Source organism: Haladaptatus ordinarius (assembly GCF_054177595.1).
Genome location: NZ_JBPEHH010000068.1, coordinates 1 through 22,015 on the forward strand (window position 1 = coordinate 1; position 22,015 = coordinate 22,015).

The following is a 22,015-nucleotide window of genomic DNA, read 5'->3' on the forward strand; positions in this document are numbered from 1 at the left end:
CTCACGGGCGTTGTACGTTTTGCGGAGCTTCGGGACGTAGCTACACAACGCGGCTTTCGCCTGATACGGGAGGTCGTAGGGCGTCACAACGTCGCTGACGCCACCCATCGTATCGGCCCCCGAATCAAACGCTTCGTCCAACGCTTCGCGGTAGGTGGAGAGAAGACGACGAAGACGAACGGCTTTCCCCCGTGTTGGTGGGGCAAAAGTGGCTTGGAGTGTCTTCGTCACCGTCTCTACCATACCACACGATACACACCATGAACACTTATGTGTTCCGGTGATGTAGAGGGTGTATGGAGCGTAGAAACGTCACAATCCGAGAAGAACAGGACGAATGGATACGAGAGAACCACATCAATCTCTCAAGTCTCGTTCGTGAATGTATCGACAACCGTATGGAATCCGGCTTAGCTGATTAACGGTGGTATATCAATTGAGTTTACGCGATTCACGCCCGCCGTAAACGGCGGGATTCTCTCGCTGATTAAAGATAGCGAGACGCGGAATATCATACGTCTCAGTTTCTCTCGACACAATATTCTATTTCAGATCGCTCAGTTCACTCGACTGCCACCGACCGAACGGGTCACGTCGAACCGCTCTCCGAAACCCATCTCAAATCGCATTCTTCCGGACAAGCACCTCGTGCAGTTCGTCCATGTGCGAGACGATGGTGTCACAGGCCGGTGCGACGGCGGGTTTAGGGTCGAAGCCGACCGCCAGTCCCGCCACTTCGAGCATGGGGAGGTCGTTCGCGCCATCGCCCACTGCGACGGTGTTGACCATATCGGCACCCTGGTCCGACGCCAACTGCTCCAGTGCGTCGTCTTTCGTCCCGTCGATGAGCGGACCTTCCACTTCGCCCGTCAGCGCCTCGCCGTCGTCCGGCAGTCGGTTGGCGACGACGGTATCCACCGAGACGCCCTCGCGGTCGAGGGCGGCTTGCACTCCACGCTCGAATCCGCCGGTCAGGATGGCGACGTGGGTTCCCTTCTCGGCGAGCGCGTCGAGTACGTCTGCCGCACCGGGGCGGAGGACGACCTGCGAGAACGCGTTTTCGGCCCGTTCGAGCGACAGCCCTTCGAGCAGCGCCGCGCGGTCGCGGAGGCTCTTGGCGTAGCTTATCTCGTCGTTCATCGCTCGGGCGGTGATGTCAGCCATCTGGTCGGCGACGTCCATCTGTTCGCCCAGTAGAACCGTCATCTCCGAGTCCGAGAGCGTGCCGTCGAAGTCGAACGCGACTATCTTCATTCGGGCCGAGATTCGATGGCTGGCCTGTTAAAAGAGTGTGGTTGGCAGATAAATTGCCGTGAAAGCGAGGGTGTTCACGTCGGGCCAAGGACTCACCTTCAGAACTCGTTCTGAATGTTGCTCTGGCAGAGCAGCTATTCCGCCGACGCTTTCGCCCGAGATCGACACAGATTTCCCCGGTCCCGCGCAGCCAAATTCCACTCAGTAAATTTATGAAAAATTGGTGGCAATCTTCGCGGAGAGAGAAAGGGTTAACGGTCGTCGAGCGCTCTTCTATCAGCAATGAAGGTTCTGGTCACCGATCCGATCGCCGACGCAGGACTCGACCGACTCCGCGAAGCGGGGTACGAGGTAGAGACGGCCTACGACGTGGAGGGTGATGCACTCTTGAACGCCGTTTCGGACGCGAACGGACTCATCGTTCGGTCGGGAACGGACGTGAATCGCGACGTGTTCGAGGCCGCGTCCGATCTCGTCATCGTCGGGCGTGCTGGCATCGGCGTGGACAACATCGACATCGACGCCGCGACCGAACACGGCGTCATCGTGGCGAACGCGCCGGAGGGCAACGTCCGCGCCGCCGCCGAGCACACGGTCGCCATGGCGTTCGCCGCGGCACGCTCCATCCCGCAGGCGCACGCCCGACTCAAGGACGGCGAGTGGGCGAAAGGCGACTACCTCGGCACGGAACTCAACGGTAAGACGCTCGGCGTCGTCGGCCTCGGGCGCGTCGGACAGGAGGTCGCCAAGAAACTCGACAGCCTCGGGATGGACCTGGTCGCGTACGACCCCTACATCAGCGAGGACCTCGCCCGGCAACTCGGCGCGGAACTGGTCGAACTGGACGAGTGTCTCGACCGCGCCGACTTCCTCACGGTTCACACGCCGCTCACGTCCGAGACGGAGAACCTCATCAGCGACGAGGAACTCGCGCAGGTCGAGGGTGGCTACGTCGTCAACTGCGCCCGCGGCGGCGTCGTGGACGAAGACGCCCTCGCCGCGGCAGTCGACGATGGCATCCTGGCAGGCGCGGCGGTGGACGTCTTCGCCGTCGAACCGGTGTCGGAAGACAACCCCCTGCTCGACGTGGACGACGTCATCGTCACGCCCCACCTCGGTGCGAGCACGGAGGCCGCACAGGAGAACGTCGCCACCAGCACCGCAGACCAGGTGGTCGCGGCGCTCCGCGAGGAACCCGTCATCAACGCGCTCAACGCGCCCTCGGTCGAAGAGAGCGCGTTCCCCCGCGTCCAGCCCTACATCGAACTCGCGGAGACGGCGGGAAAGATTGCAACGCAGCTCTTGGACGAGCGCATCGAGCGCATCGAAGTGAACTACGAGGGTGACATCGCAGAAGAGGACGTCGAACTCGTCACCGCCAGCGCCCAGAAAGGCGTCTTCCAACCCCTCGAATGGCAGGTCAACGCGGTCAACGCACCCCAGATTGCCAAAGACCGTGGCGTCGAGGTCACCGAGAGCAAGACCCGCCAGGCCGAAGACTTCCAGAGCCTCATCGCGGTCACCGTCGAAGGCGCGGACGAGGAGATAACAGTCGAGGGCACCCTGTTCGCGGGTGACGACCCCAGAATCGTCCGCATCGACGGCTACCGGGTCGACGCGATCCCGCACGGGCAGATGCTCGTCGCTCGCAACCAGGACGTGCCCGGGGTCATCGGGTTCGTCGGCACGGTCCTCGGCGAACATGGCCTCAACATCGCGGGAATGTTCAACGCCCGTGAAACCAACGGCGGGGAAGCACTCTCCGTCTACAATCTGGACGACGAACTCACCGAGGACGCCAAGGAGGCCCTCGAAGCCGACGAGCGCATGATCGAGGTGCGGAGCATCGCGCTGAACGGCTAAGAGAGACTGACTGTCTGCTGATAAATATACGACCGACCACGCGACGAACCTTTTTATACGAAGACGGGAGCAATCCCGGTGTGATGACCTGATACCATTCGGACGACTCGCTCCCCACCCTGCCGCGAAAGCCGGACTCAAGTGTTTCCCCTCCTTCCGTCAACATCGTGGCCGACGAACTCGCGGACGGAACGCAACTCTCGACCGACGAGCGACTCGTGACCGGCTACTCCGGCCGTCTCCTGCTCGCCGTCTCGCTCGGTTGGGCGATGATTCAGACTGGCAGACTCGTCCTCTCGCCCATGCTCCCGACCGTGATGGCGTCGCTCGACATAACGGACTTCCAGGCTGGCGTCGCGCTCACGTCGCTCTGGGGGCTGTATGCGCTCGGTCAGTATCCGAGTGGGCGACTCTCCGATCACCTCTCGCGGAAGACCCTGCTCGTCGCCGGACTGTCGCTGCTCGTCGTCGGATTCGCCGCCCTCGCCAGCGCGCCGACGTACTCGGCGTTCTTGCTCGGCGCGGCAGTCGTCGGCACGGGAGCCGGACTCTACCCGACGCCGGCACGCGCACTCGTCTCCGACCTGTTCGTGGCCCGCCGGGGACAGGCGTTCGGCCTGCACACCGCCTCGGGCGATTCGGGCGGTGCGGTCGCGGCCGGCCTCGCGGTGGTCGTCCTCGCGGTCGCAACGTGGCGGGCCGCATTCTTTCCCGTCATGTTCGTCCTCGTGGCGGTGCTCGTCATGCTCCATCGCTGGAACCGCGAGGCGTACACCCGACCGCGAATCGACGCGGAGGCGGGCCGAGTCGTCCTCGACGACCTGCGAGCGACCGCCGGACGATTCGGCAACCGCCGGACAGCGGCCCTGCTCGTCGCGTACTCGCTGTACGCCTTCGTCTGGCAGTCAGTCACGGGCTTCCTCCCAACGTTCTTGCAGAATGCGAAAGGGTTCTCGCCCGCACTCGCGAGCAGCGGCTTCGCCGCCCTGTTCGTCGTCGGTGCGCTGGTGAAACCGCTCTCGGGGTCGCTCGGTGACCGCATCTCGCGCCCCGTCGTCGCCGCCGGGTCGCTCGTCGTGGCGACGGTGGCGCTCGCGAGCGTCGTCACGATGTCCGGCACGCTCGCCGTCGCCGTCAGCGTCGTCGTCTTCGCGGCGGGGTTGATGGCGTACCCACCGGTCATGCAAGCCCACCTGATGGACGTGTTTCCGGACGGGAGCATGGGCGGCGACCTCGGCGCGACCAGAACCGTCTACATCGGACTCGGAAGCCTCGGGACGACCTACGTCGGATTCGTCGCGGGCCGAGCGGACTATGCGACCGCGTTCACGGGGTTGCTCGCGTGTCTGATAATCAGCGCGAGCATCGTGCTCGGACTGGCTCGTCGGTGAGAACGGCTATCAGTTCTCACCGCGATAGACGTCTGTCTCGGGGTTGAGCGCCACCCACGCGAACCAGTACATCGACGACCGGGCATTCGCCCGCGAGAGCCGCTTCCCCTCGAACGGGCCATCGACCGCGCGACCGGCCGTGAGTTCCCACCGCGACCCACCAGCCCTGACGTGTCCCTCTCGGGCAGATTCGAACCGCAGGACGCGCCCGCCGACGCGACGGTCGTACGCGACGAACGTGTCTCCGGCGACGGCGACGAAGACCGGTCGGCCTCCCACGGTGTCGTTGACGACGCCTTCCTGACTGACCACGGTGAACGGGTACGCACGGGCCGTGTCACCTACTCGCACGCCGAGGACGAGCGCACGTCTGGGCAACCGACCGTCATCCTGCTCTTCGCCCCCGAACTCCCCCCCCCCCTCGGGGTAGCGGTCCCAAATCTTCTCCCACTGCTCGTGGAGGTCGAACCCGTAGTTCATGCGAACCCGTCCGACGACGGTGTTCGACAGCGGAGGCGGGAGCAACACGTCGGTATCGGGGTGGCTCGCGCGCCAGTCGCCCCACGTCGTGAGCACCGACGGGAGCAGTTCGAGCGTCTCGCCCGTACGCTGGCCGCGAATCGCCGTCGCCAGAATCTGGCTCCACAGACTCCCGGTTCGGCAGTCGTACACGACGAGGTCGGAGTGCCAGAGGTAGCCGGAGACGCCGAAGACCGTCTCACGACCGGCCACTGTGCGCCGAGCGACGACGGCGCTCTCACAGAGCGGGCAGTAGGTGACGAGCAGTGGGCTAGCGAGGTCGTCGTTGCCCACCTCGCGCCACTCGAGCAGTTCGAGTGGGTACGCCCGGGGCTGGCCGGCACGCTCGAGGCCGATGACGGACTCGTCGTCCGACAGTCGCGGCCGGTAGACCTTCGTTTCCGTCCGTGACGGAACCTCGATTTCGACCTCGCTCCAATCGGCGGCGAATGCGGGGTCGACGATAGCCGGAATCCCGTCTCGTGGCGCGCTTCGGTACAGTTCACGCTTCGGTACCGGGAGTTCGACCGACGACGGTGGCCGTCGCTCGCCGAACTCCGTACCCGGCGAACGAGTTCGCTCGCCACCGGGTCGCGTGGGTGCCGCACACCTGGAGAGCCCGCACAGTCCTCCCACCACGCCCCTGATGAACCGCCGCCGTCGCACCTCTGACGGTTCGATTGCTTTCGGTTTAACCACTCTGCGGTCGTGTTTCCCGAACGCACGGCCGACGGCGTCGGTGGCTCCCGAACCTACAGCACGTCGAGTACGTCGTCGGTGTCGGCGGGGACGGGTTCCGGTTCGACCCCTGCCGCGGCCGCCGCGTCGGGGTCTTTCAGAAGGTGGCCCGTGGTTAGGCAGACGACGCGTTCGTCGGCCGAAATCGTACCCGATTCGCGGAGTTTCCGAAGCCCAGCAACCGAGGCCGCGCTAGCAGGTTCGACGCCGACGCCGTCTCGGGCGAGAGCACGCTGGGCATCGGTTATTTCCTCGTCGGAGACGGCGATGGCGGTGCCACCGGTCTCCCGAACCGCGGGGAGTGCTTTCGGTGCGTTAACCGGATAGCCGATGCGGATGGCTGTCGCGATGGTCTCGACTTCGTCCCAGCGCCGAACTTCGTCCGCGCCGTTCTCGATGGCTTCGACCATCGGGGCCGCACCCTCGGCCTGCACGCCGGTCAGCGTCGGAACCTCGTCGGGCGTGAGTTCTCCGGCGGCGACGAGTTCGCGGAACGCCTTGAACAGCGCGCTGGTGTTGCCCGCGTTGCCCACCGGCAAGACGATTCTATCCGGCAGTTCGCCGGTCTGGTCGCGGAACTGCTCGACGATTTCGAGGCCGATGGTCTTCTGGCCCTCCAGTCGGAAGGGGTTGAGCGAGTTGAGCAGGTAGGCTTCCCCTCGGTCCGCGAGTTCCGAGACGACGTCGAGGCAGTCGTCGAAGTTGCCGTCGACCTCGAGGATGCGCGCACCGTGGAGGCTGGCCTGTGCGACCTTTCCGGCGGCGACCTTTCCGGCGGGGAGGAGGACGAGCACTTCGCTGCCGGCGCGCGCGCCGTAGCAGGCCAGCGCGGCGCTGGTGTTGCCCGTGCTCGCGCAGGCGAGGCGTGAGACGCCGAGTTCCTGTGCGACGCGCACCCCGAGAGTCATCCCGCGGTCTTTGAAACTCCCGGTGGGGTTCATCCCCTCGTGTTTGACCCGTAGGGCCGAAACGCCGACCTCGTCCTCGATGGTCGGCACTTCGTAGAGTGGCGTGTCCCCTTCCTCAATGCTGACGCCGGACTCGACCGGGAGTGCGTCGGCGTAGCGCCAGACGCCACGCTTCGTGGCGCTTTCCTCGAAATCATCGAACGTTGGATGGTCGTCGTAGCGAACTTCGAGCAGTCCGTCGCAGTCGGGACAGCGGTAGCGAATCTGGTCGAACGGCGGGCCGGTCCACTCGCAGTCGATACAGGCGAGCCACGCACCGTCGTCGGCGCAGTCGGGAACCGGCGCGGTCGGGTCCGAGAGCGAGAGCGTCATTGCGCGGTGGAATGGGTTCCGAGGAGAAAAAGGCGCGGGCGGTGGCAACGCTGACCAGCGAACGACGAGATGTCGTCCGAATGGGGGTGGGCGTGTTCGAAGTCGGTCGCGGGCAGTCAGAGCGACAGAACGAGTTCGTCGTCCTCGCGCTCGAACTGCGTTCCGAACGCGGACGAGAGTGCATCCATCCGCCGCATGCTCCAGTCGCCAGCGGAGCGTTCGGCCTCGTGGACGGCCAGGTCGCGTATCTCGGTCGGGACGAGTCGCAGTTCTGTGAGGCCGCCACCCTCGACGGTCAGTTCGAAGAGGAAACTCCGGTCGTTTCGAAGGTCGGAATCGACCGCGTAGTCGTCTACGAAATCGCCCGTGTCGTACAGCACGAGCGTCTCGTTGACCACCTCGACGCCCTGAAAGACGTGTGCGCTGTGGCCGTGGACGATGTCGACGTCATGGTCGGCAAGCCAGCGTGCGAACTCCCGAAACTCGACCGGGGGTTCGGTTCGCATGTTCGGTCCCCAGTGGAGCGACGCCACCAGCAGGTCGGGGTCCGTTTCGCGAGCGCGAGCGAGGGCAGCGCCGACGATGCGTGATGCCTCGTCGTCGGTCACGTCGAATCCGACGTGTGCGGTTCCCGGTTTGCCGGGTCCTGCCGCGTACTCGGGCGTGTTGTCGGTGAACGAGACGACGGCGACGTCGAGGTCGGCGACCGACACCAGCGCCGGTGTTCTGGCCGCGTCGACGTCGGCACCCGCCCCGGAGTGAGCGATTCCGGCGTCGTCGAGCGAGTCGATGGTATCTCGGAGTGCATTCGGCCCGTAATCGAGTACGTGGTTGTTGGCGAGATTCGCCCAGTCGACCCCGACCGACTCGAGTGCCGGAACCGCCCAGTCCGGGTCGGCCCGGAAGTGAAACGGTCGGTAGGTGTTGGTCCACGGGGACCCCCGTGCCGAGAGGCAACATTCGAGATTGATGAAGAGACCATCGAGTTCGCGGAGCCGTTCTGCTACGTTCCCCCAGACCGCGGTGACGCTCCGTCGACGCTGACGCTCGTCTACCAACCGACCGAGCATCACGTCCCCGGTGAACCCGAGTCGCGTCATGACTCGTCATAGTTCGCGCGAGAGTATCAAAAGCCTACCCACCCCATCTGCCGGCCGTGTGTCCTGTCCACGGCCTGCGGAAACCGATATCTCCTCGACCAACGTATGATACCGCATGGCACAAGAGCGAACAGAAGTTGTCACTGAACGAAAGCTAATCAACAGAACGTGGTCGAGCGCTATCCTCGGCGGTGTCGCGGGTGGTCTCGTATTCGGCATCCTCCTCCAGTCGATGGAGATGATGCCGACAATCGCGTCGCTCTACGGACTCGACGGTGCGACGATGGGGTGGGTCGCCCACCTCTTCAACAGCATCGTCTTCGGTCTTGTCTTCGCGGCCGCGATGACCCTGACCAGTCTGCGAAAATACGCCGACAGCATCGTCCCGACGGTCGGCCTCGGAGCGGCCTACGGTATCCTGCTCTGGCTCGTCGCCGCCGCTGTCGTCATGCCGCTGTGGCTCGGCGCACTCGGCATGGACGCCCCCGCGATCCCGAACCTGGACCCGATGAGCCTCGTCGGCCACCTCGTCTACGGCGTCGTCCTCGGGGCCGTCTTCGCCGTCGCGTACCGGCGCTAACCCGCTTTTTCAGTCGAGAAACGCGAGCAACGCCTTCTGCGTGTGGAGTCGGTTCTCTGCCTGGTCCCACGAGAGCGAGCGGTCGCTTTCGAGCACGTCCTCGGTTATCTCCTCGCCGCGGTGGGCGGGCAGACAGTGCATGACGGGACGCGAGTCGGGGAGCAACTCGGAGTTCAATTGGAACCCCTCGAAGTCGGCCAGCTTCTCGTCCCGCGATTCCTCCTCGCCCATGCTGACCCAGACGTCGGTGTAGACGACGTCCGCGTCGGCGACGGCTTCGACCGGATCGTGTGTGAGCGTGGGCGCAGCACCGTGTTCGCTCGCCCGCGCGAGCACCCCGTCCGAGGGTTCGTACCCCTCAGGTGTGGCAATCGTCAGATCCAGGCCGACCATCGCGGCGGCGACGGCGAACGAGCTGAGGACGTTGTTCCCGTCGCCGACCCACGCGACCGACACGTCTTCGAAGCCGTCGAACTGCTCGTAGATGGTGAGCAGGTCCGAGAGCGCCTGACAGGGATGGGCCGTATCGGAGAGGCCGTTGACGATTGGTACCGTCGCGTGGTCGGCCATCTCGACCAGACAGTCGTGGTCGTACACGCGTCCCACGACGGCGTCCACGTAGCGCGAGAGCACCCGCGCCGTGTCCGAGACCGGTTCGCCCCGGTCGAGTTGCGTGTCGTCCGGTCCGAGGAAGACGGCGTGACCGCCGAGTTGCGTCATCCCCGTCTCGAACGAGATGCGGGTGCGCGTGCTCGGCTTCTCGAACAGCATGGCGAGGGTCTGTCCGGCGAGCACGCCGGGCGACCCGTCCGTCTTGAACTCCTCTGCGAGCGCCAGCACCTCGGCCAGTTCGCCCGACGATAGGTCGTCGACGTCGAGGAAGTGACGGGTCATGGGCTCCCCTCCAGCGATTCACAGACGTCTGTGAGCACCGAAATCGACCGGTCGAACTCGCTCAGTTCGAGATGCTCGTCGGGCGTGTGGTCGAGCGACGAGTCGCCCGGCCCGTAGGTGACGACAGGACAGTCCCACGCCTCGGCGTAGAGGTTCGCATCGCTCGTCCCCGTCTTGCGGAGCAAGCGGGGGTCGCCGCCCTCGTTCCGAACCGCGACCCGGAACGCTCTGGCCAACTCGGTCCGTGGGCTGGCCATCGTCGGGGGAATCGGCTCGTCCCACGAGACGCTTCCCGCGGCGAGTTCGTCTTCGGCGACCGCGCGAATCTCGGCGGGCGTCTTCCCGGGTGGAACCCGGAACTCGACGGCGACCTCCGCCTCGGTGGCGAGTCCGTCCGCCGCGACACCGCCCGTGAACGCGACCGGCTTGGCCGTCACCGATTCGACCGTCGAGGCGTCCGAATCGAACGCCGATTCGACACGCGATAGCCACCCGACGGCGTGCTGGATGGCGTTCGGTTCCGGTCGAGAGGTGTGCTGTGAGTCGACCGTCGCCGAGTACGTGCCAGGTTGGAAACCGCGGTAGCCGAGGGTCAGCCCCTCCCAGCCGCTCGGTTCACCGTTCACGACGAATGCGGGCTCCTCACGGTCGGTCACGAGGTGGCGCGCACCCCGCGAGTCCGTCTCCTCGCCGACGACACCGACGAAGCTCGCGCCGGTCTCCACCGCCGCGACCGCCATCGCGGCGAGCGGCCCTTTCGCATCGACGCTTCCACGGCCCCAGAGGACGTCGTCGTCCAGTTCGACCGAGATGTCACCCGACACGGTGTCGACGTGAGAGGTGAGCAAGACGTCGTTTCCGGGTGCGCGAACGTTGCCGACCTCGTCTATCCACACCTCCCTGTTCTGTTCTTCGAAGAACGACGCGAGACGCTCCGCGCAGCCGGCTTCGTCTCCCGAGACGGAGGGTATCTCGACCAGTTCGACCAGCAAGTCGCGGGCACTGGTCCGGGACACCGTCGAGGCGGTCGCGGTCACGAATCTCCTCCCAGCACGTCGCCGAGTGCGGTGACGACCGTATCGACGTGCTCCGTCTCGATGGTCAGCGGTGGCAGCAGTCGCAGGACGCTCCGCCCTGCCGGCAGCGCGAGCACCTGATGCGAGAGCGCGAGCTCTTTCAACAGACGGTTCGCCCCACGTTTCACCTCGATGCCGACCAGCAGCCCCGTCCCGCGAACATCGCGCACGGGGAGGTCGGCGGCCGCGAGTTCGGCCTGGAGGTACTCGCCCATCTCGGCGGCGTGCGCCGGGAGGTTCTCGTCCACGATGGCCGAGAGCGTCGCCTCGGCGGCGGCGCTGACGACCGGACTCCCGCTGAACGTCGACCCGTGTGACCCCGCACCCTCGGCTATCCAGTCGGCACAGAGCGTCGTACCGATGGGGAGGCCGCTCGCCAACCCTTTTGCGGTCGTGAGCACGTCCGGCACGACGCCGGCGTGTTCGCACGCCCAGAGTTCGCCGGTCCGTCCGAGGCCGGTCTGAATCTCGTCGAAGACGAGTGCGGCCCCGGCGTCCTCTGTGAGGTCGCGTGCCGCCCGGAGGTAGCTCGCCGTCGCGGGATTGACCCCGCCCTCGCCCTGGATTGGTTCGAGGACGACGGCGGCGGTCTCCTCGTCTACGACCTCGGCCAGTTCGTCTTCGTCGCCGTAGGTGACGAACTCCACATCCTCCACGAGCGGTTCGTAGGGGGCGCGGAACTTCTGTTTCCACGTCATCGAGAGCGACCCCATGGTGCGTCCGTGGAACCCGCGTTTCGCGGCGACGATTTTCGAGTTCTCGGTCGCGCTCCGGGCGAACTTCAGCGCCGCCTCGTTCGCCTCGGTTCCGGAGTTACAGAGCCAGACGTTTTCGAGGCCGTCCGGCGCGACCGTCGCCAACTTCTCGTACAGTCCATCGCGGGCGCTGGTCGGGTACGACGCGTGGATGAACAGCAGTTCCGCGGCCTGTTCTCGTACCGCCGAGACGACCTCGGGGTGACAGTGGCCGACCGGTGTGACCGCGTAACTCGCGCCGAAATCGAGGTAGGCCGTGCCGTCGTCGGCGTACAGATACGCTCCCTCGCCGCGCTCTATCTGGATTGGCTTCTCGGAGTAGACGAATCCCGTCACGACGACACCCCCACGGAGCGTGGTGTGAACTGTGTCCCGTGACCGTTCCGTGCCGCTGTGATGGGGTCACGGATGTTCGCGTCGGCGACGACGACCGACTCCGCGCCGCTTTCGAGGGCTTCGGTCGCGGCCATGACCTTCTTCGTCATGAATCCCTCCGCGGCGTCCTTCGCGGTTGCCAACTCGTTGGGACTGCCGACCTGCTCGATGAGCGTCGCTTCGTCGTCCGGGTCTTCGAGGAGCCCCGGCACGTCGGTCAGGACGACGAGTTCACCGCCGAGTGCGCCAGCGATGGCGGCGGCGGCACGGTCGGCGTCGGCGTTGACGGGCGTTCCGTCGTCGGCCAGCATGGGAACCGTCACGACCGGCGTGTAGCCGTCGCCGAGGAGCGTTTCGAGGAGCGAGGCGTTCACCTCCTCAATCTTCCCGGAGTGGTCGCCGCGGCGAATCTTCTTCTTCCCGTCTTCTATCACCCTCACCGCCGATTTTCTGGGGCCGGTCAGGAGTGCGCCATCGACCCCCGAGAGGCCGACCGCACGCACGCCTTCCGCCTGCAGGTCGGCGGTCAGGTCGGTGTTGAGTTTGCCGGGCATGACCATCTCGAACACCTCCATGGCGCGCTCGTCGGTGAACCGCCCCATCACGCCGCTGGTCGATTCGACGTACTCGGGTTCCTCGCCCAGTGCTTCGAGCGTGTCGTCCACCGCGGTCGACCCGCCGTGGACGACCACCACGTCCTGACCGTTCGCGGTCAGGTGGGCGATGTCTCCGAGCGCACCTTCGGGGTCGACTGCGCGTGCGCCGCCGATTTTCACGACGACCGGGGCGGGTTCGTCTTCGACGGTGCCGCCGTCGGTGCGGAGTCGGCCGTCCGCGCTGGCGGTATCGCCGTTGTCGTTGTCGACGAGTTGGTCGTGTGCAGCGAGCAGTTCGTCGTGGGTGTAGCGTTCGTTCATGGTGTTCCCACGGGGTGTAACCCCTGAAACACCAGTCCGGTCGTCTCTTCGAATCCCAGCGCGACGTTTGCGGCGTGGACCGCCTGCCCCGCCGACCCCTTCATCAGGTTGTCGATGGCGCTAAAGACGACGATGCGCTTATTCTGGGGGTCGAGTTCGAAGCCGACTTCGGCGTGGTTCGTCCCGGCGACCGTCTTCGGTTCGGGGTAGCGGTAGACGCCACTCCCGCCCGCGACGAGGCGGACGAACGGTTCGTCCTCGTAGGCCCCCCGGTAGGCCTTCCAGAGGTCGCCCTTCGAGACGGGCGATTTGGGGAAGACGTGGCCCGTGGCGGATGCGCCGCGGACCATGTCCACGGCGTGGGCGGTGAAGGAGACGTTCGTGCCGAGAATAGCTTCGATTTCGGCCTCGTGGCGGTGGCCGGTCGGTGCGTAGGGACGGACGATTCCCGAGCGTTCGACGTGACTCGACGCCTTGCTCGGGGTCGCGCCGCCTTCGGAGGAGCCGACTTTCACGTCCACGACTATCTGCTCGTCACCGTCGAGGATTCCGGCGTCGAACAGGGGGGAGAGACCGAGGAGCGTCGCCGTGGCGTTACAGCCACCCGCCGCGATGAGGTCTGCGCCGGGCAGTTCGTCGCGGAACAGTTCCGGCAGGGCGTAGACGGCCTCGTCGAGGTATTCAGGACAGGTGTGGCCGTTGTACCACTCGTCGTACTCCGCTTCCGAATCGAGGCGGAAATCGGCGCTCAGGTCGACCACGCACTCGGCGGCGTCTGCGAACTCGTCGATGTGCTGCATCGACACGCCGTGTGGCGTCGCGGCGAACAGCACGTCCACCGATTCGAGGTCGACGGGGTCGGAAAACCGCAGGCCCGACCCGCGAAGGTTGGGGTGGACGGACCCGACCGTCTTGTTCTCGTACTCCCTGCTCGTCGCCTGGGCCACCTCGAAATTCGGGTGCCCGGCGAGCAGGCGAAGGAGTTCGCCGCCGGTGAATCCGCTCGCGCCGATGACGGTAGCCGAGAGCGTTTCGGCTGTCGTGTCGGTCTGCTCGTCGGTCGCGGCGGCCATCAGGCCATCACCTCCCGCGGAACTTTCGTTTCGAGCCAGTCCACGACTTTGGCGGGAACGTCCACGTCGACCGCCTCGTTCAGGGCTTTGAACTCGACGGTGTGGTTGACCTCGTGGACGGTGTAGCCCGACTCGGTCTCCATCAGGTCCACGCCGAGCAGACCGCCACCGACCGCGTCACTGGCCTGTTCGACCAGCTTCTCGGCTTCGTCGTCGAGTTTGAACGCGGTGGTCTCGGCTCCTTTCGCGGCGTTCGTCAGCCAGTGGTCGGAGTGGCGAGCCATCCCGGCGACCGGCGTTCCGTCCAGCGCCAGCACGCGGATGTCACGCTCCGGCTTCGCGACGAACTCCTGGACGTAGAACACCTTGTGCTCGTAGTGGCCGAGCGTGGCTTTGTGCTCCAGGATGGCTTCCGCCGCACTGCGCGAGTCGATTTTCGCCATGAGACGGCCCCACGACCCGACGACGGGTTTGAGCACGCAGGGGTAGCCGAAGGACTCTATCGCTTCGAGGGCACTGTCGGTGGTGAACGCCACCTTGGTCGCGGGCGTGGGGACGCCCGCGCCCGCGAGCGTGAGGCTCGTTTTCACCTTGTCCGCGCACACGTCGGCGGTCTCGGGGCTGTTGACGACGGGCACCCCGTACGCCTCGAAGAACTGCGTGGCGTACAGGCTCCGACTCGTCGCCAGACAGCGGTCGAGCACGAGGTCGAGGTCCGCGAAGGTGTCCGGCACCGCCGACAGGTCGAACGTCTGTTTGCGTACGTCGATTTTGGTCACTTCGTGCCCGCGGTCGCGTAGCTCGACGAGCAGGAGCTTCTCGTCTTTCCGGATTCGGGAGTAGAGCAATCCAACCTTCACGCGAACCCCTCCTGATGGGTCGTGTGTGTCGACTGGACCGAAGAGTCTATGACGTGCAATTTACTCCCCCCAGTCCTCTTCGAGCTCCGGCGCTCGGTCGAGGACTGGCGGGTTTACGTCGATGACTTCCAGTTCGACACCGCAGGTGGAACAATCGATTATCTCTCCCGTTTCCAGATCGTCGTGCAGGGTCACGTCGGCCCCGCACTCAACGCATTCTACCATCGTACTCTCCTGTATCGCTCCATCGGACTTAAATCCATCGTATTCAATTATGAAAAAATTACTCAGACCGTCGTCTACGTGCGTCAGAAGGCAGATACCGCGATTCGAAGTTCGGTAATCAAGTAGTGCCCCCACGAGGGGGTCGCGGTCGTTTAGGCATAGCCGTTCACCTCCGTCTGAAACAGTTCGTCTGCACTGTCGAGCGACTCGCTCAGTTCGGCGACCGACTCCTCGTCGACGACGAGCGTCGCCTCCGCCTCGCTCAACTGTTCGTCCATCGCGTCGGGGGCAGGGCCACCGCGCGAATCGCGCATGACGACGCTCGTCTCCGGGTCAAGGGCCGATTCGATTTCCTCGCGGGCGACGAACTCGGCGAGCGGTTCGCCGAGCACCTCCTTCGCGGCCGAGTCGAGCGCGACGTAGTCCGCTTCGCCGGCTTTCGCGACTAACTCGTGAGCGGTGCGGAACGGCACGCCACCCATCGCCAGCAGGTCGGCGACGCCCGTCGCGGTCGAAAAGCCCTCTGCGGACGCTTCGGCGAGTGTCTCTTCGTCCCACGTGGCGGTTGCCACCGCCCCCGCCGTGGCCTCGACACCATCGGTCACGGCGTCGATGGCGTCCCACGCGTGGGGGGTCGCACGCTGGAGGTCGCGATTGTACGCGCGCGGGAGGCCCTTCAACGTCGAGAGGAGGCCCGACAGTCCGGCGTGGGCGTCGCCCGCGACGCCGCGAACCAGTTCGAGGGTGTCAGGGTTCTTCTTCTGGGGCATGATGGACGACGTAGAGGCGTAGTCGTCCGAGAGTTCCACGAAGCCCCGATTCGAGTAGACCACGAGGTCTTCGGCCAGTCCTGAGACGGTCGTGGCGAGGTTCGCCAGCGCGGCGACCGTCTCCACGAGGAAATCACGGGTCGAGACGGCGTCCATCGAATTCATCAGCACGTCGTCGAACCCGAGCAGTTCCGCGACGCGCTCGCGGTCGACATCGAAGGGGGTCCCCGCGAACGCCGCCGCGCCGAGGGGGCACTGGTTCACGCGTTCGTAGGCGTCCAGCAGGCGGGCCGTATCGCGTGCGACCGCCTGTTCGTAGGACAGAAGCAGGTGTCCGACCGTCGTCGGCTGGGCTGGCTGGAGGTGGGTGTATCCCGGCATCACCGTCTCAGCGTTCGCTTCCGCGGTATCGAGCAGCGCCGTCCGGAGCGCGAGCGTCGCGTCGAGCGTGGCGAGGACATCCTCGCGGAGACGATACCGGATGCAGGTCGCTACCTCGTCGTTTCTGCTGCGGGCGGTGTGCATCTTCCCGCCGTCGGGGCCGACCGTCTCGACCACCGCAGTCTCGATGGCGGCGTGAACGTCCTCGCCGTCGGGGAGCGATTCGTGCCCGTCGACTTCGACCACGTTCAGCGCGGTGAGTATCTCGCCGGCCGTCTCGTCGTCGACGATACCCTGTTCTGCGAGCATCACGACGTGCGCGCGGTCGACCGCGAGGTCGGCCGCGAAGATGCGTTCGTCCGCCGCGAGCGACGAGAGAAACCCGCGGGCGGGGCCGCCGCTGAAGCGGTCACCGCGAACGACGTCTCCTTTCGTCGCGTTCCCGTCAGTCATCGCTGGCGAGGCGTGCCTGGAAGCCGTGGTATTTCGCCACGCCGGTCGCGTCCGCCTGTTCGATGTCGCCGACCGTCTCGGTGTTGAACGAGGCGGCCTCCTCCGAGTAGACGGCGTGGTCGCTCTCGCGGCCGACCGGGCGGGCCTGTCCACCTTCGAACTTGACCGTCACGGTGCCCGTGACCTTCTCCTGGGTCGTGTCGACGAAGCTATCGAGCGCGTCCACGAGGGGGGACGCGAGCAGCCCTTCGTAGGCTTTCTCCGACCACTGCTGGTCGATCTGCGTCTTGAACGAACGCTCTTCTTTCGTCAGCACCAGTCCTTCGAGCGCCTGGTGGGCGTTGAGAAGGGTCGTCGCCGCCGGGTGCTCGTAGTTCTCGCGCACCTTTAGCCCGAGCATGCGGTCTTCCATGAGGTCGCTGCGCCCGACGCCGTGCTTTCCTGCGAGGTCGTTCAGGTACTCGATGAGTCCGACCGCGTCGTAGGATTCGCCGTCGACGGCGACCGGTTTTCCGGCCTCGAATTCGATTTCAATGAGTTTGGTCTCCGCGCCCGGCGCGGTCGTCCACTCGTAGATGTCTTCCGGCGGGACGTAGCCAGGGTCTTCCAGGTTGCCGCCCTCGACAGAGCGACTCCAGAGGTTCGTGTCGATGCTCCAGACGCCTTCGTTACCGCCCTCGACGGGCAGTTCGTGGTCCGCGGCGTACTCCATCTCCCACTCGCGGGTCAGGCCGAGTTCGCGCACCGGGGCAACGACGTCAAGATCGGAGGCGCGCCAGACCGCCTCGAAGCGTAGTTGGTCGTTGCCCTTCCCGGTACAGCCGTGCGCGAGTGCGTCGCAGTCGTTTTTCTTCGCCACGTCGAGGATGGCTTCGGCGATGACCGGGCGGGCGAGCGCGGTGCCGAGGGGGTAGCCCTGATACGACGCGTTGGCTTTTACCGCGTCGAGACACTGGTCGGCGAACGCGTCCTTGGCGTCCACCACGTAGTGTTCGAGATTCAGCGCTTCCGCCGTCTCTTTGGCTTCCGCGAACTCCTCTTCCGGTTGGCCGACGTCCACCGTGACGCCGATGACTTCGTCGTAGTCGTACTCCTCTTCGAGGAGCGGGACGCATACTGTCGTGTCGAGACCGCCCGAGAAGGCGAGTGCAACCGTTTTCATGTACACGTTCTCAGTAGCTCTATCCACTTAAATTCTTCTAATATATATGGGAAATAAATGTGGAGAGTAGACTACAGGCCAGTTAGTAACGTTTGAGGTCGCGTTGAACGAACAGGGTGTCGGCGTGGAATTGGGATTAGTGGGGCTAGAAAGGCCCCGGTCGTCGTCGCGGGCAGAAGGAGACGGACTCGTCGCTCACCGTGGGAGCGACACCGGTGGCGCGAGTCCTCGACATTAGCGAATCATTCCGGCGTGAGGAATATAAAGCCTTTCGGCGCGGCAAGGGTTGCCAGCGATTCGTTCGTGGTCGGGTAGAATTTATTACGCTCTTCAGAAGCAGATTGTTGGTCGGGGATAGCTGCCGCTAGAAATCGTAGTGGGCAAGGGTGACTCGTTCGCGTCACCCGACGAACGATGTTCCCAATCAAAACGTTCGTCTCGGAGCGTCGGGCCGCGAACCTGCTAGCACAGGTTCGCTGGCGTGACGGCGTCTATTGCCCACGCTGCCGTGTCGAATTCGTGATTCGGCACGGCAGCTATCGAGTGTTTCAGCGGTATCTGTGTAAGGATTGCGACCGCACGTTTAACGATCAGACGGGCACTGTCTTTGAACCATCCGTGTTCGGTTAAGCACTGGACTACCTCGTGAAGGCTTCAATCACTCGTTCGTTGAGTAAGAGGCGTGATTTCTCTGGTTGGCGGGCGTCATGAAACATCAACTCCAACAGGTTCGGCGGTGGATGCCCGAACGACTGGGCAAGGTCTTCGCCCAGCGTTCTCGGGGAAACACCGTCTCTGGGAATAACTCTTGAAACACGCCGAGTAAGGCTCTGCTGACGCTGACGGTCAGCAGAGCCGCCACCACTAACAGCTGGACGATTGCTGGATCACTCGTCTGGAACTTCTCCAGCCCATACAGCGACTTCAGTTCCCGGAACAGCAACTCCACTTCCCACCGCAACCCGTACAGGGCCGCGACCTGCCTCGGAGTAAACGCGTCGGGGAGATTTGTGACGTACAGATGGTAGTCGTCGGTGTCCTCGTTGCGGACACCGACGACGCGAAACTCCATCGTATCGGTTGACTGCGTCCCAGCGTATGGCCGCCGCTTGAACGAGACCTCCACGGTCACATCGATGATCTCCCGTGTGAGGTCTCCCAGAACGTCCTGAAGGCGACGTCCTGGCAAGGAAATGGCGCGCCCGCGCCATTTCCGTCGCTTCCCGACGATCAACGGATTCGCGTTCGACTTCAGCCGCGTCAGAAAGAAGCCGCCGTTTTCCTCGATCAACGCGAAGCGGCGGAAACTGTAGAATCCGAGATCGAACAGCAACAACCGACCTCGCAGCCAGCTCCCCGTGCGGAGCTGGCTGCTCTCGTGGGTACATTCGTCGGTGAGCTGGAACTGCTCGATCGTCTGTGTCGTCGCGTTATGCACGAGGTGAAGCTTCGCGCCAGACTGATCCGAGTGAGTCGCCGGAAACTCGCTGAGGAGCCGATGCAACCGGAAGACGGTTGCATCGACGATCAGCACCTCACGAAACACCTCGAACTGGGAAGCGATCGTGTGAGGGACCGCGACCTCCTCGAGAGCGTGCTCGAGGAGGTCGCTCAACAGTGTCGCAAGTGCTGGTGTGAACCGGTCGTAGAAGCTGGAGCGAGCAACAGTCTGGTTGGTCGCTGCGGAGTAGGCTCGTTGAAACCCGGCGATAGTGCGGGCTTCGCCGTCGACGGCGAAGCCCACGATGAGCGTCCAGACGAGCATCGTGATGTCGATTGTCCGGTGGCGTTGGACGACATCGCGCTCGCGCGCGATGTCTTCGATAAGCGCTGCTGGAAAGAGGGAAGTCAGCCGCCGTCGAATGAGGTCTGGGGAGAGTTCCGTTAGCACAACCTCTCCCCACACGGTCTACAACGATAACTTCGTCAACAGAGCGCAGTCTCTCGATTTCTCGGCTTAACCGAACACGGATGGTCGTGGGAGGATGGCAGTGGTTTGCGTGTGCTTTGCTCTCCTCGTCGGAACGGATCCAAGCAATATTCAATCGGTCACAAATTAGATAGAGAACAATACATTTTACCCGTCTTCTATATTATTTCTGAGATTCGACAATTTTTTGCTGATGCGCTACAGCCAAGCAATTAGCCACATGCCCTCATCCCGAATGACGGAGGGAAGAATACTGTGTATGGTAGTGCTGTGCACGCTTCTCGCCAGCTCGTTCGCTACCGCTCAGGTACCGCACGCATCACAGTCGGATGATATCGAGATCGAATACCAATCGTGCAAATCCGTAGCAGTGAGCGGCGAGCGTTATGTTAGAGTCATCTTGTATTTCCAGTCGGGTTCCCAGTCGTTTTATGGCCCGTATGACGGTCGCAACGTCTTTCACGGGGAGGGGCAGTACGCAGGGGAAGATATCCTCAGTGTGAGGGTCGATACATTTGACTCGACCGTTTCCAAAGACAATCCGCTCCCGTGTGACTCAGGTTCAACGACGAGCACGACAACGCCACCACCGACTCGCACAACTTCACCACCAACGAGCACGACTACATCACTGACCACGACAACCCCCACGACAACGATCACGACATCCACGACGACTCCAGCAACTACGCTGCAGAGTTCTACGACGCAGACCACTGCGTCTCGCGAACCGTCCACGTCATCCACGACATCGGTTTCGACGAGTGATGGAGAAGAAACCACCGCGCCGGTAGCTTCTTCGACTTCCCGACCGACGACAGAGGAGAACAACAGTACAGGAAACGGCTCACAATCTCAGGGCGACATGGGAAAATCCCAAAACGGGACGGATAGTTTCCCATCACTGCTACTTGCTTTGCTTGCTGTCGGAGGCCTCATTGGCCTGGGTACTGTTGCAGGCTGGAAGTATCGTGATACAATTCACTCGGCCGTAATCAAAACAAACGAGCAATTCGATAGCTCGACAGGAAGGGATATCTTTGATTTCGTCACGCGAAATCCGGGGACGAATATGGCATCCATCGTGGAGAATCTGGCGGTCAGTCAATCGACAGTGGAGCACCATCTTCGCGATCTCACCGCAGACGGGTATCTCGATACGCAATCGGTTCAGGGATCGAGTCGATACTTCGTGGCAGGGAGCGATGGTCGATACGATGGCTCGGTCGTTGCCGCGTTCCGGAACGAGGCGTTGCGTGAGCTCATCAATACGCTTCATCAACACGGCCCACTGTCTGAAGCGAAATTGAGTGAGATCACCGAGACAGACCAGTCGACAATTTTGCGTCAGTTAGACGTTCTTGAAGAGAGCGGCATCATTGATCGGGTTCGTGATGGGAATCGGATGAAATATGAACTTATAATTGACTTACCATCAAACAACTAATTTGAACTGTTGTTCGTCCCAGTCGTACTCGGTGAGGAACTTGTTGAGGGCGCGTTTGCTGTTGGCTGGAAGAACTTCGCGTGCGATGCCCGCCACGGTCTTGTTGCTGGCTGCAACAAGACCTGTGGCGTAGGTTTTGGCGTGATGTCGTCGCTCTGGTGAGAGCGACTCGAACTCGTCGAACACGTGCATGCACGACAAGAAATCCGTAATCGGCATCATCCGTCCTTGCCACCGACGATGTCACGCTCCTACTTCAAGGTGCAAAGCTGACTGAAATAGTTAAACTCTCGTCCCCATTATCAGTAGCTAATTCAAACTCTTTAAATTCAATGACCTCAGGATCACCATTATATGTACTATCCATGTTAAGTTGGGTTATTGGCCCCAGTTGTTTTCCTTCTCTTCCGCTCTGGGCGTTGAACCAACGCTCCTTTTCAAATCCATGTCGTATAAATTTGTTTTCTCTGCTTTTCATCTTCAACTATATAACCGATGTGTATATTTTTGACTTCCATGAACGAACTAAGCGTATACAGAATGAAATTATTCTGATTATACTATTTTGACGTTATTTCAAACTTTTTGAAAATGACACCACTCAATCGAGAGCGTGCGACTTCTTTGTTTGAGAGTGCTACCTCTACCAAACAGCGATCATCCGTACCAACGAATGACTACTATTCCATCCGAATTCAGGCCACCCGACGTGCTTCTGGTTTTTTCGTACGAATCTCCTGCTTCGCGTGCTGGTAGAACTCGATCTGAACCTGTTCGAGAAGGGTTTCTCGAGGGTATTCATCGAGTATTGATTCGTCAATGCCACCATCGAATTTCTTACTGATGCCTACTATCGCTAGTTGTCCACTCTCTCGATAACTGCATCGGCAAAAGCTGCGCCTCACACGGTAAAGACCGCGAAATGAGACGAAGACTGTCTTGGATGCTGTGATGGGGCGTGAATATGTTGAA

At 63.1% G+C, this 22,015-nt stretch carries 20 protein-coding genes and 4 pseudogenes; 5 read left to right on the forward strand and 19 right to left on the reverse strand.

The window, feature by feature from the left end:
- A pseudogene (locus tag ACR3FF_RS19295) lies at positions 1-243 on the reverse strand (RNA-guided endonuclease TnpB family protein); the annotation flags it as partial.
- Positions 244-618: 375 nt separating this feature from the next.
- Positions 619-1,254 (reverse strand): phosphoserine phosphatase SerB, encoded by a 636-nt coding sequence (gene serB / locus ACR3FF_RS19300; protein ID WP_458189748.1) that lies wholly within the window; start codon positions 1,252-1,254, stop codon positions 619-621.
- A gap of 282 nt (positions 1,255-1,536) precedes the next feature.
- On the opposite strand from serB, the gene serA reads away from it, so the two are divergent.
- On the forward strand, positions 1,537-3,117 hold the full coding sequence (gene serA / locus ACR3FF_RS19305; RefSeq protein WP_458189749.1) for a phosphoglycerate dehydrogenase: 1,581 nt from the start codon (positions 1,537-1,539) through the stop codon (positions 3,115-3,117).
- Between the two features lie 167 nt (positions 3,118-3,284).
- Complete coding sequence (locus ACR3FF_RS19310; RefSeq protein WP_458189750.1) at positions 3,285-4,508, forward strand: MFS transporter; 1,224 nt, start codon at positions 3,285-3,287, stop codon at positions 4,506-4,508.
- Between the two features lie 9 nt (positions 4,509-4,517).
- On the opposite strand, the gene ACR3FF_RS19315 is transcribed toward ACR3FF_RS19310, so the two are convergent.
- From ACR3FF_RS19315 to ACR3FF_RS19325, 3 genes are all read right to left on the reverse strand, one after another.
- A complete protein-coding gene (locus ACR3FF_RS19315) occupies positions 4,518-5,693 on the reverse strand; it encodes a DUF3179 domain-containing protein (protein ID WP_458189751.1) in 1,176 nt (391 codons plus the stop codon).
- An 86-nt stretch (positions 5,694-5,779) separates the two neighbouring features.
- Positions 5,780-7,045, reverse strand: a complete 1,266-nt coding sequence (gene thrC, locus ACR3FF_RS19320) for a threonine synthase (protein ID WP_458189752.1) — start codon at positions 7,043-7,045, stop codon at positions 5,780-5,782.
- 116 nt (positions 7,046-7,161) lie between these two features.
- Entirely contained in the window at positions 7,162-8,115 is a 954-nt protein-coding gene (locus tag ACR3FF_RS19325) for a CapA family protein (protein ID WP_458189767.1), read from the reverse strand.
- A gap of 145 nt (positions 8,116-8,260) precedes the next feature.
- Here ACR3FF_RS19325 and ACR3FF_RS19330 point away from each other — a divergent pair, with 145 nt between their 5' ends.
- A complete protein-coding gene (locus ACR3FF_RS19330; protein WP_458189753.1) occupies positions 8,261-8,725 on the forward strand; it encodes a hypothetical protein in 465 nt (154 codons plus the stop codon).
- 9 nt (positions 8,726-8,734) lie between these two features.
- Here ACR3FF_RS19330 and argF read toward each other — a convergent pair whose 3' ends face one another.
- The 9 genes from argF to ACR3FF_RS19375 all read right to left on the reverse strand — a co-directional run bounded on the left by argF (position 8,735) and on the right by ACR3FF_RS19375 (position 17,666).
- Positions 8,735-9,619: an ornithine carbamoyltransferase gene (argF, locus tag ACR3FF_RS19335; protein WP_458189754.1), complete on the reverse strand. Its 885-nt coding sequence runs from the start codon at positions 9,617-9,619 to the stop codon at positions 8,735-8,737.
- Positions 9,616-10,656 carry a [LysW]-lysine hydrolase gene (locus ACR3FF_RS19340; RefSeq protein ID WP_458189755.1) on the reverse strand — a complete coding sequence of 347 codons (1,041 nt, stop codon included), beginning with the start codon at positions 10,654-10,656 and terminating at the stop codon, positions 9,616-9,618. The genes argF and ACR3FF_RS19340 overlap by 4 nt, the downstream gene beginning before the upstream one ends.
- Entirely contained in the window at positions 10,653-11,786 is a 1,134-nt protein-coding gene (locus ACR3FF_RS19345; RefSeq protein WP_458189756.1) for an aspartate aminotransferase family protein, read from the reverse strand. Before ACR3FF_RS19345 ends, ACR3FF_RS19340 begins: the two co-directional genes overlap by 4 nt.
- Positions 11,783-12,742 carry an acetylglutamate/acetylaminoadipate kinase gene (locus tag ACR3FF_RS19350; protein WP_458189757.1) on the reverse strand — a complete coding sequence of 320 codons (960 nt, stop codon included), beginning with the start codon at positions 12,740-12,742 and terminating at the stop codon, positions 11,783-11,785. The genes ACR3FF_RS19345 and ACR3FF_RS19350 overlap by 4 nt, the downstream gene beginning before the upstream one ends.
- Positions 12,739-13,815: an N-acetyl-gamma-glutamyl-phosphate reductase gene (gene argC / locus ACR3FF_RS19355; RefSeq protein ID WP_458189758.1), complete on the reverse strand. Its 1,077-nt coding sequence runs from the start codon at positions 13,813-13,815 to the stop codon at positions 12,739-12,741. The genes ACR3FF_RS19350 and argC overlap by 4 nt, the downstream gene beginning before the upstream one ends.
- A complete protein-coding gene (gene lysX, locus ACR3FF_RS19360; RefSeq protein WP_458189759.1) occupies positions 13,815-14,675 on the reverse strand; it encodes a lysine biosynthesis protein LysX in 861 nt (286 codons plus the stop codon). Before lysX ends, argC begins: the two co-directional genes overlap by 1 nt.
- Before the next feature lie 60 nt (positions 14,676-14,735).
- Positions 14,736-14,900, reverse strand: coding sequence for a lysine biosynthesis protein LysW (gene lysW / locus ACR3FF_RS19365; RefSeq protein ID WP_458189760.1), 165 nt, complete (start codon positions 14,898-14,900; stop codon positions 14,736-14,738).
- A 152-nt stretch (positions 14,901-15,052) separates the two neighbouring features.
- Complete coding sequence (gene argH / locus ACR3FF_RS19370; RefSeq protein ID WP_458189761.1) at positions 15,053-16,504, reverse strand: argininosuccinate lyase; 1,452 nt, start codon at positions 16,502-16,504, stop codon at positions 15,053-15,055.
- Complete coding sequence (locus ACR3FF_RS19375) at positions 16,497-17,666, reverse strand: argininosuccinate synthase (RefSeq protein WP_458189762.1); 1,170 nt, start codon at positions 17,664-17,666, stop codon at positions 16,497-16,499. Before ACR3FF_RS19375 ends, argH begins: the two co-directional genes overlap by 8 nt.
- A gap of 414 nt (positions 17,667-18,080) precedes the next feature.
- Between ACR3FF_RS19375 and ACR3FF_RS19380 the strand changes: the two are divergent.
- A pseudogene (locus tag ACR3FF_RS19380) lies at positions 18,081-18,284 on the forward strand (transposase); the annotation flags it as partial.
- Between the two features lie 20 nt (positions 18,285-18,304).
- Here the strand turns inward: ACR3FF_RS19380 and ACR3FF_RS19385 are convergent.
- Together ACR3FF_RS19385 and ACR3FF_RS19390 are read right to left on the reverse strand one after the other, a co-directional pair.
- Positions 18,305-19,557 (reverse strand): annotated as a pseudogene (locus tag ACR3FF_RS19385) (IS4 family transposase).
- A gap of 498 nt (positions 19,558-20,055) precedes the next feature.
- Positions 20,056-20,427, reverse strand: coding sequence for a hypothetical protein (locus ACR3FF_RS19390; RefSeq protein ID WP_458189763.1), 372 nt, complete (start codon positions 20,425-20,427; stop codon positions 20,056-20,058).
- Positions 20,428-20,461: 34 nt separating this feature from the next.
- Here ACR3FF_RS19390 and ACR3FF_RS19395 point away from each other — a divergent pair, with 34 nt between their 5' ends.
- On the forward strand, positions 20,462-21,043 hold the full coding sequence (locus ACR3FF_RS19395) for a winged helix-turn-helix transcriptional regulator (RefSeq protein WP_458189764.1): 582 nt from the start codon (positions 20,462-20,464) through the stop codon (positions 21,041-21,043).
- A 3-nt stretch (positions 21,044-21,046) separates the two neighbouring features.
- Here the strand turns inward: ACR3FF_RS19395 and ACR3FF_RS19400 are convergent.
- The 3 genes and pseudogenes from ACR3FF_RS19400 to ACR3FF_RS19410 form a co-directional block, all read right to left on the reverse strand.
- Positions 21,047-21,265, reverse strand: a pseudogene (locus ACR3FF_RS19400) (IS701 family transposase); the annotation flags it as partial.
- 34 nt (positions 21,266-21,299) lie between these two features.
- Entirely contained in the window at positions 21,300-21,521 is a 222-nt protein-coding gene (locus ACR3FF_RS19405) for a hypothetical protein (protein ID WP_458189765.1), read from the reverse strand.
- A 217-nt stretch (positions 21,522-21,738) separates the two neighbouring features.
- Positions 21,739-22,015, reverse strand: a 277-nt coding sequence (locus ACR3FF_RS19410) for a hypothetical protein (RefSeq protein WP_458189766.1), incomplete at its 5' end; no start/stop codon positions are given.

Excerpts from the sequence above, each read along its gene's own strand:
- ACR3FF_RS19405 (WP_458189765.1), bottom strand. The coding sequence starts at position 21,521 with ATGAAAAGCAGAGAAAACAAATTTATACGACATGGATTTGAAAAGGAG.
- ACR3FF_RS19330 (WP_458189753.1), top strand. The coding sequence starts at position 8,261 with ATGGCACAAGAGCGAACAGAAGTTGTCACTGAACGAAAGCTAATCAAC.
- argF (WP_458189754.1), bottom strand. The coding sequence starts at position 9,619 with ATGACCCGTCACTTCCTCGACGTCGACGACCTATCGTCGGGCGAACTG.
- argC (WP_458189758.1), bottom strand. The coding sequence starts at position 13,815 with ATGGCCGCCGCGACCGACGAGCAGACCGACACGACAGCCGAAACGCTC.
- argH (WP_458189761.1), bottom strand. The coding sequence starts at position 16,504 with ATGACTGACGGGAACGCGACGAAAGGAGACGTCGTTCGCGGTGACCGC.
- thrC (WP_458189752.1), bottom strand. The coding sequence starts at position 7,045 with ATGACGCTCTCGCTCTCGGACCCGACCGCGCCGGTTCCCGACTGCGCC.
- serB (WP_458189748.1), bottom strand. The coding sequence starts at position 1,254 with ATGAAGATAGTCGCGTTCGACTTCGACGGCACGCTCTCGGACTCGGAG.
- ACR3FF_RS19375 (WP_458189762.1), bottom strand. The coding sequence starts at position 17,666 with ATGAAAACGGTTGCACTCGCCTTCTCGGGCGGTCTCGACACGACAGTA.
- serA (WP_458189749.1), top strand. The coding sequence starts at position 1,537 with ATGAAGGTTCTGGTCACCGATCCGATCGCCGACGCAGGACTCGACCGA.
- ACR3FF_RS19325 (WP_458189767.1), bottom strand. The coding sequence starts at position 8,115 with ATGCTCGGTCGGTTGGTAGACGAGCGTCAGCGTCGACGGAGCGTCACC.
- lysW (WP_458189760.1), bottom strand. The coding sequence starts at position 14,900 with ATGGTAGAATGCGTTGAGTGCGGGGCCGACGTGACCCTGCACGACGAT.
- ACR3FF_RS19395 (WP_458189764.1), top strand. The coding sequence starts at position 20,462 with ATGGGAAAATCCCAAAACGGGACGGATAGTTTCCCATCACTGCTACTT.
- ACR3FF_RS19350 (WP_458189757.1), bottom strand. The coding sequence starts at position 12,742 with ATGAACGAACGCTACACCCACGACGAACTGCTCGCTGCACACGACCAA.